The 15,040-nt window shown below is 47.9% G+C and carries 15 protein-coding genes and 1 pseudogene; 4 read left to right on the plus strand and 12 right to left on the minus strand.

The features are described from left to right. The first annotated feature begins 56 nt into the window (after positions 1-56). Positions 57-878 (plus strand): hypothetical protein, encoded by an 822-nt coding sequence (locus tag MPB2EB_RS04625; protein ID WP_185181208.1) that lies wholly within the window; start codon positions 57-59, stop codon positions 876-878. Between the two features lie 321 nt (positions 879-1,199). Here the strand turns inward: MPB2EB_RS04625 and MPB2EB_RS04630 are convergent, their stop codons facing one another. Continuing rightward, positions 1,200-2,615, minus strand: coding sequence for a gamma-glutamyl-gamma-aminobutyrate hydrolase family protein (locus MPB2EB_RS04630; RefSeq protein ID WP_232534413.1), 1,416 nt, complete (start codon positions 2,613-2,615; stop codon positions 1,200-1,202). A gap of 389 nt (positions 2,616-3,004) precedes the next feature. After that, a complete protein-coding gene (blaOXA, locus tag MPB2EB_RS04635; RefSeq protein WP_185181210.1) occupies positions 3,005-3,829 on the minus strand; it encodes a class D beta-lactamase in 825 nt (274 codons plus the stop codon). A gap of 418 nt (positions 3,830-4,247) precedes the next feature. Between blaOXA and MPB2EB_RS04640 the strand changes: the two genes are divergently transcribed. Beyond that, positions 4,248-5,426 carry a Fic family protein gene (locus MPB2EB_RS04640; protein WP_185181211.1) on the plus strand — a complete coding sequence of 393 codons (1,179 nt, stop codon included), beginning with the start codon at positions 4,248-4,250 and terminating at the stop codon, positions 5,424-5,426. Between the two features lie 103 nt (positions 5,427-5,529). On the opposite strand, the gene MPB2EB_RS04645 is transcribed toward MPB2EB_RS04640, so the two are convergent. From MPB2EB_RS04645 to MPB2EB_RS04660, 4 genes and pseudogenes are all read right to left on the minus strand, one after another. After that, positions 5,530-5,733: a hypothetical protein gene (locus MPB2EB_RS04645; protein ID WP_185181212.1), complete on the minus strand. Its 204-nt coding sequence runs from the start codon at positions 5,731-5,733 to the stop codon at positions 5,530-5,532. Positions 5,734-5,735: 2 nt separating this feature from the next. After that, a pseudogene (locus MPB2EB_RS04650) lies at positions 5,736-5,825 on the minus strand (N-acetylmuramoyl-L-alanine amidase); the annotation flags it as partial. Beyond that, positions 5,826-7,919, minus strand: a complete 2,094-nt coding sequence (locus MPB2EB_RS04655; protein ID WP_185181213.1) for a pentapeptide repeat-containing protein — start codon at positions 7,917-7,919, stop codon at positions 5,826-5,828. It abuts the pseudogene before it with no gap. 139 nt (positions 7,920-8,058) lie between these two features. Further along, the gene (locus MPB2EB_RS04660) at positions 8,059-8,268 is read right to left on the minus strand and encodes a DUF2970 domain-containing protein (RefSeq protein ID WP_232534414.1); all 210 of its coding nucleotides are present in this window, start codon (positions 8,266-8,268) and stop codon (positions 8,059-8,061) included. A gap of 326 nt (positions 8,269-8,594) precedes the next feature. Between MPB2EB_RS04660 and MPB2EB_RS04665 the strand changes: the two genes are divergently transcribed. After that, positions 8,595-9,386 (plus strand): hypothetical protein, encoded by a 792-nt coding sequence (locus MPB2EB_RS04665; protein ID WP_185181215.1) that lies wholly within the window; start codon positions 8,595-8,597, stop codon positions 9,384-9,386. A 24-nt stretch (positions 9,387-9,410) separates the two neighbouring features. On the opposite strand, the gene MPB2EB_RS04670 is transcribed toward MPB2EB_RS04665, so the two are convergent. Genes MPB2EB_RS04670 through mltG form a run of 5 tightly spaced genes read right to left on the minus strand, consistent with a single transcriptional unit; the run spans position 9,411 to position 13,378 of the window. Continuing rightward, a complete protein-coding gene (locus tag MPB2EB_RS04670; protein ID WP_185181216.1) occupies positions 9,411-10,199 on the minus strand; it encodes a TatD family hydrolase in 789 nt (262 codons plus the stop codon). 23 nt (positions 10,200-10,222) lie between these two features. Next, positions 10,223-10,738: a GNAT family N-acetyltransferase gene (locus MPB2EB_RS04675; protein ID WP_185181217.1), complete on the minus strand. Its 516-nt coding sequence runs from the start codon at positions 10,736-10,738 to the stop codon at positions 10,223-10,225. 14 nt (positions 10,739-10,752) lie between these two features. After that, entirely contained in the window at positions 10,753-11,787 is a 1,035-nt protein-coding gene (locus MPB2EB_RS04680) for a DNA polymerase III subunit delta' (protein WP_185182661.1), read from the minus strand. A 5-nt stretch (positions 11,788-11,792) separates the two neighbouring features. After that, complete coding sequence (gene tmk / locus MPB2EB_RS04685; protein WP_185182662.1) at positions 11,793-12,413, minus strand: dTMP kinase; 621 nt, start codon at positions 12,411-12,413, stop codon at positions 11,793-11,795. Beyond that, positions 12,413-13,378: an endolytic transglycosylase MltG gene (gene mltG / locus MPB2EB_RS04690; RefSeq protein WP_232534415.1), complete on the minus strand. Its 966-nt coding sequence runs from the start codon at positions 13,376-13,378 to the stop codon at positions 12,413-12,415. Before mltG ends, tmk begins: the two co-directional genes overlap by 1 nt. A 167-nt stretch (positions 13,379-13,545) precedes the next feature. Between mltG and MPB2EB_RS04695 the strand changes: the two genes are divergently transcribed. Continuing rightward, positions 13,546-14,628, plus strand: coding sequence for a folate-binding protein YgfZ (locus tag MPB2EB_RS04695; RefSeq protein ID WP_185181219.1), 1,083 nt, complete (start codon positions 13,546-13,548; stop codon positions 14,626-14,628). Here the strand turns inward: MPB2EB_RS04695 and MPB2EB_RS04700 are convergent. Continuing rightward, a complete protein-coding gene (locus tag MPB2EB_RS04700; protein WP_185181220.1) occupies positions 14,605-15,033 on the minus strand; it encodes a PaaI family thioesterase in 429 nt (142 codons plus the stop codon). The genes MPB2EB_RS04695 and MPB2EB_RS04700 overlap by 24 nt on opposite strands. Positions 15,034-15,040 lie beyond the last annotated feature (7 nt).

Below are 15,040 nucleotides of genomic sequence, written 5' to 3' on the forward strand. Positions count from 1 at the left end.
CCTGCGCAGATTACAATATGTTGCACAGTGCAATCTTTTTCTTTAAGGAGATAGTTATGGGTTTTCTAAAAGGTCTCGAAAGAGCGTTCATCAGACCTGCTGGAGAAATAGCGCGTGATTTCGAAAGAGCGGTCATCAGGCCTGCTGGAGAAGTTGCACGTGACTTCGAAAGAGCGGTCATCAGGCCTGCTGGAGAAGTTGCACGTGACTTCGAAAGAGCAGTCATTAGACCGTTGGGGGAAATTTTACGTAACGAGCGGCAAAATGTCCCAATAACAACAAAAAGTGATGCGGAAATAATTTTTGATCGGGTTTTTCAAGAAGCGAGACAGACCTTAGAATCGATGCAGGGTACTGCAACTACGAATGCACAGGATGCAGCTATTGTTCTCTTAATGAAATTACGGCTTATAGTAGATAATTTCTTAAATTCGCTTAAATCAGATGAAAACACGCCGTCTGATATAGATACTCAACCCGCTAGGCAAGAAATTACGCGGACCATCGGAGATATAAATGAGTTAAATTTACAAATACCATCAGATGATATTGACTCTTTACATTTGATAAATAATTTTAATAACGTCTTCAATCAGGTCAATATTCTAATTAATAGCACGAAAGATACTTCTGAAGTACGCACCCCTCACTCTCAACGTGAGGAAGCGATGGCATCCATTAAAAATAGTTTGCGCGAAATATGTGAAAAACTTAATATTGAATTTAAAGAAAATAATCCTGCGCTTATGATGAGTTCGATTCAAGAGAGCTTGAATACACCTCAAGATAACTTCAAAGAGCTTGGAGGTTATTTCAATGAAATATGCGAAGAACTTAAGATTCATTTTGAAGACCCAAGGTTGATGGAGAGTACATAATTTGTAGTGGTCTCGATCGATATGCATTTTGAAACGAATCGACACGCCACTTGCATTGGCCGCCTTAAAAGCAGCATACTTGGCAAGGAAACCAACTCCTGGAAGTTGCAAGTTGTCAATATGCCAATGCGTTGTATCATCTGTATTAGTTCTTACTTGATCGTACAGTAAGGCCTTGCCAACTGGTGGGGTTCTCCGGTTTGATAGAGGTACGAAACTTTATTAAACCAGCGCGTAAGCGCTAAGGAGTAACCCCATGCGTAGTGTTCATCAAAATATGGCTTGCATTAGACTTATTGACTATTTTTCATCCTCTGCATTTCAAGCAAGTCTACGCACCGTTAGGGAAGCCATTTGTGAAGTGAGGTCAAGTACTTCATCGGACTCACTAATCGCTAAATTCGATATCGCCTCACTTAAATAATCTTCCGGCTCAACAGCAGTTACTTTTTTAGTCATTTGAAATGTAGCTTTTTGTAGGAGGTCAGCGGCATTCCTGCTTTTTACATAAGCCTTACTCAATGCGGCTTTCTTAATCTCATTAACAGCCTGAACCCGCATTCCATATGCCCATCCTGCTTGGGCAAAATACAAAATTAGTTTATGGTGAAAGCCCATCGTATCTTTTGTTGTTCTATTTGCAGTGGATTTTCCTTTTTCTGGAATTTCATAAGCTTCCGGATGCCACTGCACTCCCATAGTGGGAGCACCATACCGCGTCTCAAAAGCTTCAGCAGGATATTCAGGGTATTCTTTAGATAAAGTACTTGCTTTAGTTTTAGGCGATTCTTGTACATAACAGTTCGAGTGCTTTTGAGCACGGACTGTCACAACTAAGTTGGCCAGCCGAGAAACTTGGGTACCTTCGGCTCTTGCATCTTTTTCGGAATGAATTTTATATCGGCGCAATTCAAATTCTGGTACTGGAGAGAAGCTTGATTCTACAGAAACCCCATTTTTTTCAGCCGCCACGCTCCAATGCATGCTATTTACTTTATCTGGCAGGCTTATATGATTTTTATTCTTTTTCCAGCCCCCTCTTACGGGCGGAGTGGCTGGCGTTCTTTCCCAAAGAACCATCCTCTTCAGCAGAGAGTGTTTTGACTTAATAAACTTTATATCATGCTGATCACAGACATTAGCGACCGAGCCATCTTTGCACAGGTAAAGCATTTGACGTGACTGGTGCGTCTTCGGCTTCACACAGCGTGTAACTCCGCCAAAGACCTCCAAGAGCCTTGCTGACCCATGACAAATAGCTAGTATTGGTCGCCCTCTTCTTATTGCATCGCGTAATAACTCATGCTCAAATGCTTCACGCGCATCGTAACGCCTTTGCGCCTCAGAATCATTTTTTTTAGGCATATGCGCTGTAGCTGGTTCAGGAAGCTCTCCCCTTAATGACCAGTTCCCCCCGGGAACAATAAGAAGTCCCCAGCCTTGTCGACTCTGTTTTGGCATTCCTTTTGGTAGGCGATTTTCGCAATAATGACCTTTATGGTTTACGTTATCTGTTGTATAGCTTGCCTGAATCTCTATTGGGGAGGTATTTGCACTTGGTTCTGGGGTCGCAGCAATAGTCCGCCCACCAGTGATAGACTGAATTCTGTGGTGATCCCAAAACGCCCCGGTTCCTCTCGAGCAGTCGCGATAGGCAATCGTTGCTGTTATTTTGTTGTCCATAATCAGCTCTATTTGAAGTTCAGAAATATGCCAATTAGACAGGATGGATGGCATCCTGCATAGTTTACATTGGCATTGGTCCATACGGCCCGACGGTGGTCACCTGTGCGTGAATGAACAGGATAGATTATAGCTAAAGTTAGCACGAATACATTCGGTAGCTATTGAGTGCTCGTACCACACCCAAGATGGGTCCGGAATCGATTATGGTGTAGGGGGCAACAGCGATTTAAAATTGATACGTTTGCGTTGGAAGTTGGCCATCCGATTGGCGACAACTTAGTCTGATGTCAAGTCGTCAGGAATAAGGCCTTGTTTAGTAATCGGCTCGATCCTGTCCGTGCTACTGAACTGAGGGGCCAGACATTGGCCGCTGGTTGGACCATTTAATTTCGGTGTTGCATGAAACTGATGAAGTGAATCAATCGTTGCGCGAACAACCCTCACTTTGTTTGCTTGACGAAAGAATCCGCCAACAAGGAAGGCAGTTGCATCAAAAAAGCCTCGCGTGACCGTACTCCAGCTGTGCCTAGCTCTTTTTTATCGTCCTGAATGAGCCGCGCAAACACTAAAGTGTGGTCGCCTTTTGTAGCCCAGCCAACAAACCAGCCCCAAGGGTGTTCCTCATCAAAATCACCATTAGCTTGCCGCGGATATGCCATACCTGTTTTGCCTTGTACATCCCAACCGCTTGGCAGTGCGATTTTTTCAACGATGCGGCTCGTCATGTCGAAAGCATTCGCACTCACAGGAAGCTGCCGATTAACAAGTTTCCGAAGAAATGCAAGTTGCTCTAATGGCGATATTTTTAATGAAGAGCTGATCCAAGCTCGCTCAAGGCCGTTATTCTTACCGGGATCCCCACCGAAATCGGCATTTCCATAGCCGAATTGGGTTGCATATTGCTGTAAACGATCCTGCCCGAGAAATTGCGTAACCTGCTGTGAGAACCAAACCACCGAATATTTCATCCACCTGGTTGCATCTGTGGGCTGACGCCAGTTATCCCCTCCCCATTCCACGTAACCTTTCTTGAATGGAAGCGTTGGCGAATGTGTATCTTTGAGAAAACCACAATCGTATCCCATCACACTTAAGGCGATTTTGAATGTCGATGCAGGCGTGAATCGAGCACTGCAGTTCCCTTCTTCCAGGACTATCTTACCCGTTTTAGCATCGGCAATAGCCGTACAAATTGTTTTGGCTTGAACCGTTGAAATAAAAAAATTGACTGCCAGAAAGCCAGCCACAGCGCATTGTAAATACATTTATAGTTATAGATCCTTATCCATCCGCCAAAGAAATGTGGGGGTGGAGAAAAAGAAGAAAGGATGAATTGTGACATATTAAACCAACACAATATCATGTAGGAGGTAATCCCCCCACAAATTGAAAGAGATTGAAAGTAGAATTTTCTCCAAACAAAAGAGAGGAAGTTTTACATGAAAAAATCGAAGTTTTCAGAAAGCCAGATGGTAACTCCCCTATCTGGGTTATCGGGCCGTTACAACTAATTATCGATCCAATTTCTCTACTCCGCATGACAGTTTCAGCCTAGGATTGGAAAATACTGTTAGTTAAAATGGAGCCCAAGAGCCTGGCTATCGTTGTTTGCAGGCGATTGCGTGAGCCGCAATTCTGAAGAATCGGCTCATAATATGAGCCGAATATGGTAGATTGTGGCTCATGAACACGAAATCCACCTGGATCTGGCGTCGGGCTGCATGGCCTGATCTCGCCTACAACGCGCAGATAACCGCACCTGACTTGGCGGAGGCCTACCGGATGCACGGTGTAGTCGAGGGCAAGGCTACGGCCATCAGCCTTGGAAGTACCAGTCAAGTCGCACTGGATGCGCTATCGGATGAGGTGCTGGCCACCGCCGCCATAGAAGGAGAGCGTTTGTCGCTCGATGTGGTCCGGTCATCCGTGATGCGGCGACTCGGGCTTTCAACGTCGGGAGCCTCCAACCGCCATGTTGATGGCCTGGTTGAGGTTATTAGCGATGCCACGACAGAGTTTGACATGCCTCTCGATGAGGGTCGCTTGTGCCGGTGGCAATCGGCGTTGTTTCCTGGTGGCACGTCCGGCATTCACCGCATCGTCGTCGGCCGATATCGCGATCATGACGACCCGATGCAGATCGTGAGCGGTCCGCTCGGCCGTGAAGTGGTGCATTACGAAGCACCGCCATCCAAGGACGTGCCGGCGCAAATGCAGCGCTTCCTCACGTGGTTTGCTGAGACATCGCCTTTGCAGCCAACGGGCAGCAAGACGATCGATGGCTTCGCCCGTGCCGCCATCGCACACCTGTGGTTCGAGAGCATCCACCCGTTTGAGGACGGTAACGGCCGCATTGGGAGAGCCATCGCTGACATAGCCATGGCACAGCATTTGCGACAACCGGTGCGCCTCTATAGCCTTTCGCGCCAGTTACTCACCTCGCGCTCGGCGTACTACGATGCCCTTAACCAAGCTCAGTGTGGCGACACCAATGTCACGGCGTGGGTACAGTGGTTTGCGCGCCAATGTACGGCCGCCTGTCATGCCGCGAGCCACACTATTGACCAGGCAATCGAGAAGAGGCGTTTTTGGGAGAAGCACGAGGGCAGCGGACTTCATGAGCGGCAGCGCAAGGTGCTACAGCGCTTGCTCGATGACGGGGACGGTGGCTTCTTGGGTGGCTTGAACGTCGACAAGTACATGAAGATGACCGGTATCTCAAAGGCCACAGCAACACGCGACCTTTCGGAGATGGTCGCGGGCGGGCAACTGTGGAGCCACGGCGTCGGCAAAGCAGTACGCTACTACATTAATGTGCCTGGGTGGTCGCATGGCCAGGATTGCAACGTTTTATCGAACTGATGTGGGGGAGCAATACCATTGCTCCCCGGACAGCTCGCAAGGCCACTCGCCGAAAAGCCACGTCACTCCAGCAGCAAGAGATCGTTCAACTGGTTAACAATGACTATGCTGCGAAAAGCTTCGAGAATGCTATATTGTTATGGTTTCCAACTTTTAGTGCAAGGAGGCGATGCAAAGTGAGTTTGCCTTCCGCATCAAGCTCAAGTTTTCCCTCTTTTTTATCTTCGTGTTTTCGTCCTAAGTAGTGCTGGTTAAAAGCTTGGATTGCATCCTCAAGCGGCGCTACTTGATAACCTAGTTTTTTCACTGCGATATGCCAGCATGCCAAGCTCGATATTTATCGGGAACTAAACATATCAGCGTGCCATCACGCTCGATCAAATAATGAGCGCTTACTTTTCAAGCTAATACTGCCCCGCGTTGGCTTAACAGACTCTCATTCATTTTGCTCAAACCTTGTACTCCTTTGATTAAAGCACCCCGCAGTGTAAGAACATCTTGCGTCGAACTCCAGCACAAAAGTGCCTTATATTCCTCCCCCTCTTTTACGATCCGCCACTGCCGGATGGACTTATTACTGCCGGTTACCAAATAATCGCCATTGAAAACCTCTTCCCAGGCGATACTTATCACTGGCCCGTTAAAATCTTGAATCACCATCTGGCACTGGCTGGTTTCCACGTCCCACAGCCGCACGGTATGGTCCTTACTACCAGAGGCAATTCGCTTACCGTCCGGCGAATACACAACGCTAGTAACACTATCGCTATGGCCGCATAAGATGTGACTGACCGCCCTGGCTTCAACGTTCCACAACTGCACTGTATTGTTTTCACAGAGAGCAATCTGATCACCTTTCGGTGAATATACCTCGCTATTAATTTTATCGCTATGATCGCTTAAGGCATAACTAGCACCTACTGTTTCGACATCCCATCGTCTCACTGTATTATCATCACCGCCAGAAGCGATCTGCTTACCGTCCGGCGAATACACGACGCTACTAATAAAACTGCTATGGCCGCTTAAGGTGTGACAGCAAACACCGGTTTCCACATCCCACAGCCGGACTACCTTGTCCGAACCACCAGAGGCGATCTGCTTACCGTCCGGCGAATATACAACACTATAAATAACATCGTTATGGCCGTGTAAAATGTAACCGACCGCTCCGGTTTCAACATCCCACAGTCGCACTGTATAGTCCTCACTGCCAGAGGCGACCTGCTTACCATCCGGCGAATATACGACGCTACTAATTCCATTGCTATGGCCACGTAAAATGCGTTGAACAGCGCCGGTTTCCACGTTCCACAGCCGCACTCTCTTGTCCCCACTGCCAGAGGCAATCTGCTTGCCATCCGGCGCATATGCGACGCTATAAACGTCACCTGTATGGCCGCGTAAGGTGTACCCGGCAGTACCGGTTTCCACGTTCCACAGCCGCACTCTCTTGTCCCCACTGCCAGAGGCAATCTGCTTACCATCCGGCGCATACGCCACGCTATGGACCGGACCGCGATGACCGCGTAAGAGATGGCCGACAGTACCCGTTTTTACGTCCCACAGCCGAACTGTATTACCCCAGCAGCCAGAAGCGATCTGATCGCTTTTTGGCGAATACGCAAGGCTAATATCCCAATCGCCATGATTGTTTAAAGTTTGGATTTTTTCCCAGCTCGAAGTCTCATACACGCTGATATTGCCATTATCAAGGGAAATAGCGCAGGTTTCCCCATCCGGTGAATACGCGCAGGAACTCACCCAGCTGTCTTCTTTGAGAAACGGCAGCTCACCAAACTGTACGCCTTTCATCTGTGCGCCGCTTAAATTCGCCCCACGCAGCCAACTATTACGAAGATTGACATTTCTCAGATCCGCCCCCTGCAGCTGAGCATGATCGAATACGCCATGTATTAGATCTGCCCCAGCAACCCGGATTCCCATTAAGTCCGCCCCGTTAAACTGGACACCGCTTTTTACCAAGATCGTTAGCGCATTGGCTGCTATAGCTTGCACGCTCTCTGTTTTAGAGCGTTCGACCCAGTCTCTTAGCTTTTGCTTTAACTCTGGCTTTTGTTGAATTTCTTTCTTTAAAAATTCAAATATTTTTGGATGATCAACAAGGTACAACAGCTCAAGGAATGCAGGCTCTTTCTCTACGACATGAACAAGTTTCTCCGATTCCCATAGCCTCTGCAATTGACTCCATGCAAAGGCTTGCAAGCTCACGTCCGAACGAGCCAAAGTGCGATGATATTTCAGTGGAACCATTTGCTGCAGTAGGTGTAATTTCAGAGTAGGTGAATCCACCGGGCTGCCATTGCAAGTCGCGATAGTCAGCGCTTCAAAGAAAGCACAACAATCTGAATGATCTAGATGATTCTCTATTTCTTTTTTTATTTCGGGCGGCAGTGAGAGTAATGACGGCGCTGAATCTTTTTGCACTGTCCGATAGCGTGGAACAGTAGAGCTCTGAATATAGATTGACATAAACCCAAAATGATTGCTGAAGTGTTTTGGGCGCTAAGCAAAATTTTAGCGACCCTACCTCGATTTAACATGTAGTTATTTTAATACAAATACAAAGCAGAATACTGTTCCCAACCCCGCTCCGATGGCCCAAAAACTCTCAATGCGCGCTCACGACTTTAATGGCGAGCTTAGCCACTACGATTAACACCGTGATAAAAAGCGATGCTCCGATCAAAGCCGCAATCAATACATGAAGCGGGTTGAGACGCTCAGCATCTTGCTTGGAGTCACGGCTTTTTCGGATGCCCATAAAAGACCAGAATATAGCTTTGCTAGTTGCACCAAACGATGTCTTGCGATCTAGCATTTTTTTCTCTGAAAAATTCATTCTCATCCCTATTTTCGATTCGCTACAGTTTTAAGCGGCTACGCGCTGCGCCCGGTTGTACAATGCCCTGGAAAGTCATAAGTATAGCGTTTGATAACCAAACCTGGCGCATGATTGAGAATTGTTTTGTATAAGTATGCACGTGCGCCAAAAGTAGAGCGATTTTTTCAATTTTTTTGGCGCATAAAATCTTAAAAGAACAGATTCGCTTTACATAACCGTTCATCGGCTTTCCAGCAAAAACTCTTTTCTTAAGGACCAAAATAATTTCTAATTTAATTTTAAGAGAGTATAGGAGTATATTTATGTCAACGCATAATCAAAATATTAAATTCCACCCCTCTTCCTATACCTCTACCCCAGCGCATCCAGAAGAATATAAAACTAAGCAAGAAAAATATAAAGGCTCGCTCTGGCCTTCCCTGCCTAAATTTTCTCTTCCCAATAAACTGACTAGTAATAGAGGTTTAGGAGCAACACTTAAACTCAAAAAATATAATATATTTTCTCAATTTAAGGAAAGCATTCTCAAAAGAAAAAAACCGGAGGCTGAAAAGTCGATTTCTATGCATGAACAGGCTTCCCTGCTTAAAGATTTTAATTTGCCAGAGATTCCGAGTGGAAATTTTTATCTATCTTTTTCAGAAGAGTTAGGAAAATTAAAAAATCAGGGGGGTTCTGTTTTTTCCGATGAATTTATGCAATCATTTATACAAGATGATGTTAATTATATACTTGATAAAATGAAGCCTATTGCAGAAGCAACCAGCATGTCATCGCTGAATGATGCACATAAAACCAATAACCGAAAAACTGCTGCATTACAGAATCCTAAAGTTTATAAACCAAAATCTATTAATAATATAGCTCGAGAACCAAATAAACGAATCACCGTCGAGTTATCTGCTCAAAAAGCTGTTTTTCAAACGGCACACCTATTAAAGCCAAATCCTGCCTTAAAGAAAAAGAGAGACGAGGCAATGAATAAGCACAGCATGACCGTCACGTCATTCGCTACTCGAGTTCCTCTTAAGTACGGATCCAAGCCCGCTCAACCCGCAACCGCAACATTAATTGAAATAGCCCCAAGCGCATAAAACTAAAAACGCTTAGCTTAATGCTTAACCAACCTGCGCATCGATTTTAAAAAGTCTAAAGAAATTGTCACTTGTTACGCGTGCCACTTGCGCTTCATTTTCACCCCGCAATTGCGCAACAAAACGGCCAACATGGCTAACAAAAGCCGGCTCATTAACCTGGCCACGGTGTGGTATTGGCGCTAAATAAGGAGCATCGGTCTCAAGTAGTAAGCGCTCTAATGGAACTTTCTGCGCCAGTTCTTGCACCTCGCGCGCGTTTTTAAAGGTCACAATCCCGGATAAGGAAATATAAAAATTCAACTCCATAGCAGCCTGCGCAACTTGCCAACTTTCGGTGAAGCAATGCATAACACCCCCTACTTTATCTGCACCTTCTGTGCGCATTAAGGTTAGGGTGTCTTGCGCGGCAGCGCGCGTATGGATAATGAGTGGCTTACCCACCGCGCATGCAGCCCGAATGTGCGTACGGAACCGCTCACGCTGCCATTCCATATCAGCCGGCTCGCGTCCTTCTAGCCGGTAATAGTCAAGCCCAGTTTCGCCAATGGCGACCACTTTGGGATGCGCTGCCAGCTCAATGAGCTGCGCCACGCTCGGCTCTTGCACGTTTTCATAGTCAGGATGCACGCCCACTGAAGCAAATAGATTGTCATGTGCTTGCGCTACAGCCAATACCTCGGGCAAGGTTTCGAGATCAACACTGACGCAAAGCGCATGGCTCACTGAATGAGTGCGCATGTTTTCAAGCAATTGTGGCAACCGCTCGATTAGGCCTTTAAAGTTGAGGTGGCAATGTGAATCAACAAACATAGGTATTCCGTTTATATTAAGCATTAAACTTTGCGGCCAACAATAATAAGATCGTGCTCCGTCTCATTCAGTTTAGCGACCCGCGGCAATCGTCCCCAATCAGAAAAGCCAAAGCTATAAAAAAGCTTAAGGCTTGGTGTATTGCGCGCAAACACAAAGCCTAGCACAGTGCTAATTCCAAGCGATGGCGCACATTCAAGGGCACAGGCCAACAGATGTTTGCCGAGCCCCTGTCCGCGCCAGCTTTCTTCAATATAAATACTCAGCTCTGCAGTCGCGCTATAGGCTGGTCGGCCATAAAAATCCGAAAAACTGAGCCAGCCTAAAACAGATTCATCCGCGCTTTCAGAAACGATTACCCAGACGGATCGGGTCTTTGTTTCACGCGCCTCGATCCAGGTCATCAGGCTTTCGACTGTGATCGGCTCTATGTCAGCCGACACTTGATACGATGGCACAGTTGAATTATAGATAGCCACTATGGCGGGTAGGTCATCAAGCGTGGCGTCTCTGATATAGAGGTTAACTGACTTAGACATAATGTACGCCTGTGTCAATGAGCTATAAAAATAGACCGATACTCTAAAAATAATTCTTCAAATACTAAGCGCGCATTCAACGGATGATTTTCAGCTACGCGGCGCAAGTTAACCGTACGAGCATAACGGACTAAGTGCAGCGGATTAAGGTGTTGGGCGCAGCGAGCTAAGGCGTGTTGATGCGCTGGGTGGTAACGGATCTGGTTCGCTAAGCGCAGTGTGGTGAGGTCATATAACCAAGCTTGCAACCAACCCAAGACCACCGGAATAGGTACTTTGTGCAAATTTGCGCCACAGGCGAAGGGATCGCATGCCGCGCCTGCGGCGAGCTGATCCAGTGCAAAACGCTTTAATGCGGCATTTTCGTCGCGAGCATCAGCGAGTGCCGTAAGGGGCGAACCCGCCGCATGCGCCAAAGCACTAGCAGCATTTTTTAAGCCTTGCTCGTGTAACCAATCTAACGCTTGAGCGGATTCCGGTAGATGCATTGGCCAACGACGACAACGGCTGACAATGGTCGGCAAAAGTTGCGTAATTTGGGTGCAAACGAGGAAAAAAACCACATTGGCCGGCGGTTCTTCTAGCGTTTTTAATAAAGCATTAGCGGCAGCAACATTAAGCGCCTCAACTGGATACAGTAAGACGACACGTCGACCGCTGCGATGCGAGCCCAACGCGCAAAAGTCCGAGAGCGCCCTAACCTGTTCAATTTTAATTTCTTTACTCGGGGCACGGGTTTTTTTCTCGGGTTCCTGCTCTTCACGGCTAGGCTGAGTGAGCGCCGTATCGCTGGCCGTGAGAGCCATATTTTCTGGGCAGAGTACCCGATAGTCGGGATGATTGCCTGCGACAAACCAATGACAAGCCGCGCATTGGTTACAGGGCTGGCCATCCGTTAGCGGCATTTCGCAGAGCAACCCTTGCGCAAGATAACGCGCAAAGTTAACTTTGCCAATCCCTGCCTGACCGTGCAAAAGGAGAGCCGATGGCCATTGGGCACGTAACGCGTAGAGGCGTTGCCAGTCTGTGCGTTGCCAAGGATAGAGAATTGGAGTCATAAGAGTACAATTATTTCATCTAGTTTTTGTTGGATCTCGGCGATACTTTGCGCCGCATTAATCAACACAAAACGAGCGGGCATTTCTGCGGCCCGGCGCAGATACTCGGCTCGTACGCGGGTAAAAAATGCCTCTGATTCACGCTCAAATTTATCCGGCACGCGCACCAAACCACGCCGTTGATTAGCCAGCTCAGGGGAGAGATCAAAAAGCACCGTGAGATCCGGCTGAAAACGACCTTGTACCCAAGTTTCTAACGCATTCAAACGAGGCAATGCAAGTCCTCGCCCACCGCCTTGATAAGCAAAGCTCGCATCCGTAAAGCGGTCAGATAAAACCCAGTCGCCACGCTCAAGCGCTGGTTCGATCACGGTTGCCAAATGCTCATAGCGCGCCGCAAACATTAATAATGCTTCCGTTTCTAGCTGCATAGGCTGATGCAACAACAGCTCGCGTAGTGCTTCGCCAAGCACCGTACCGCCTGGCTCACGCGTCGTTATAACGGCCGCTTGCACAGGCTTTAATTTGGCCTCAAGCTGCGCGCGAAACCAATTCAGATGAGTCGATTTGCCCGCTCCGTCGATCCCTTCAAAGGTAATAAATTTACCGCGTGTAATCACCTTACACCTCGAATAAATTTGTCGACCGCACGATTATGGTCGGTTAAATTATTCGAGAACTCACTCGTGCCATCGCCACGTGATACGAAATACAGTGCATCGGTCAGCCCTGGTCGAGTGGCAGCATCCAGTGCGGCTTGGCCGGGCAAGGCAATAGGGGTGGGCGGCAAACCCGGGCGGGTATAGGTGTTATAAGGTCCATCCATTTTTAAATCTTTTTTGCGCAGGCGGCCTGTATAGTCGTTGGCTAATCCATAAATAATGCTTGGATCAGTCTGCAATGCCATACCGATGCGTAACCGGTTAGCAAAAACTGCCGCAATAAAAGGCCGATCCGTTTGCCGGCCCGTTTCTTTTTCAATTAAAGAAGCCACAATCAATACTTGATAAGGTGTTTTATAGGGCAAACCTGCCGCCCGAGTCGTCCAAGCCAACCTTAAACGCTCTTGCGTCAGTTCATATGCGCGCCGATAAATACTGAGCTCGCTGGCGCCTTTTTCAAAGAAGTACGTATCTGGAAAGAAAAGACCTTCAGGCTGCGTTTCTTGTGCGCCAATAGCTCGCATTAATTGCGCATCGGTCAGATGAACCGCATCATGCGTTAAAGTAGGATGCTGCGCAAGAGCCGCGCGCATTTGCGCGAAAGTCCAGCCTTCAACCACGGTGGCAGCATATTGACTGACATCGCCTTGCGCAATCTTTTGCAGTACTTGATACGATGTAACGCCCTGCTTAAACTCATAGTTGCCCGCTTTCAATTGGGTGGTCAATTTAAGCAGGCGCGCCAAAATTTCAAATGGCATCGCCCGCACGGGTAAGCCCTCGCTTTGCAACTGTGCGACCACGCTTCTCACCCCACTGCTGGCCTTGATGGTGACATCAAGCGTAGGATGGGCGAGCCGTAATGGCAGGTTCGCCCAGATAAAAATCCCACTTGCTAGCAGCGCAACAAATGTCGTCACAACGCACAAAAATTTTACGGTATAAAGTCGCAATCGCCTTTTTATTTGCTGTTTAATCACAAGCCTCTCGTGCCTCATATTGAAAAGCCCATACAAAATGAAAAGCCCATACAAAAACCCATATAATAACGAAGTCTAGCGTAATCTTAAGGCAAAAAATGGAGCACATGATAACTTCTGCTAGTTGGAGCGAAACACCGTCTCTCTCCTTGAAAAATATTTCGGATCTTACCGCCAGCGCTTTTACCATACTCGATCAATTTTCTGTTTTGCAGGCTACAGGCCCCGATGCAGGCGTTTTTCTGCATGGCCAATTGACCAATAACATTGCACAACTCGCAACGGAAAAAACCCAATTTGCAGGGCTGTGCTCGATTAAAGGCCGCTTGCTTGCGACTTTTTTGGTTTGGCGCGCGGTTCAACCCACCTCTGAGACGGCTGCCGAAACGATTCAGCTCATGTTATCGCGTGATTTGCAGGCGGCAGTGCAAAAACGCTTATCTATGTTTATTTTGCGCAGCAAGGTCAAGCTGAATGATGTGAGTGATTGCATTACGCTGATTGGCTTAACTGGCGCTGCGGTACAGCTTTTAGCCCCGCTTTTTCCAAACCTGCCAGAGCAAGCGCACAGCAAAGTCGAAAGCGCAGCGGGTACACTCATACGTTTGTCGGATGTGCCGCTTGCAGCCCAGCCCTGCGCTTCTGAGAGCTCCGCTCAACCGACTCACTGTGCTCGTTATCTATGGGCTGCGCCGCAGCCCATCTATCATGCGCAGCGCGCTACTTTGAGCGCGAACCTAGCCTCGATTACGCCGGCTATTTGGGACTGGCTTGAGATACATGCGGGCGAGCCACGTATTACCGAAGCCACGCAGGATCAATTCGTCCCGCAGATGGTTAATTTTGAGGTGATTGGGGGAGTTGATTTTCGTAAGGGGTGCTATCCCGGTCAAGAAATTATCGCGCGTAGCCAGTATCGAGGGACCATTAAACGCCGTATGATGTTAGCGCATGCAGATCAAGCCGAGCCTGGCGCAGAGGTCTTTCACTTCGCCGATCCGCAGCAACCCTGTGGGATGGTGGTCAATGTAGCGCCCGCGCCTGGCGGTGGGGTAGATTGCTTAGTTGAGGTCAAACTCGCGATGCTTGAACCTGCAAACGGCGCCACAATTCATGTAGGAACACTGGCTGGGCCAGTACTTAAATGGCTTGCGCTACCTTATGCATTACCCGCTACTGGCTCGCTTTAAGCAACGGCCCAGCGGCCGTTCTCGCAAAAATTTGAAAGTGCCTAACGCTTTGGCTACAAAAGCGTCGTTACTATCGCGTACTTCACCTTCACAGTAGACCATTGTGCTGGATTTATGAAGGACGCGCCCGAACGCGCGCAAGCAACCTTGCCCAGGTTGCATAAAGTTGGTCTTCATTTCTACTGTCACTACGCCGGTATTGGCTGCAGCAACGCTACGCGCAGCTAAAGCCAATGCGCTATCCAAGAGCGTCATCGTGACGCCGCCATGTGCAATCTTCCAGGCATTCAGATGAAATGGCTCAAGTGGCAAAATCAGCTCACTCTCGCCATTTTCAGCGCGGATTTGCTGAATGCGCAGCAGATCGATAAATGGACTGGTAGGAGATTCAGCCGGTGATTTCATCCTGCTC

The organism is Mycoavidus sp. B2-EB (genome assembly GCF_014218255.1).
In the GTDB taxonomy this organism is placed as follows: Bacteria; Pseudomonadota; Gammaproteobacteria; order Burkholderiales; family Burkholderiaceae; genus Mycoavidus.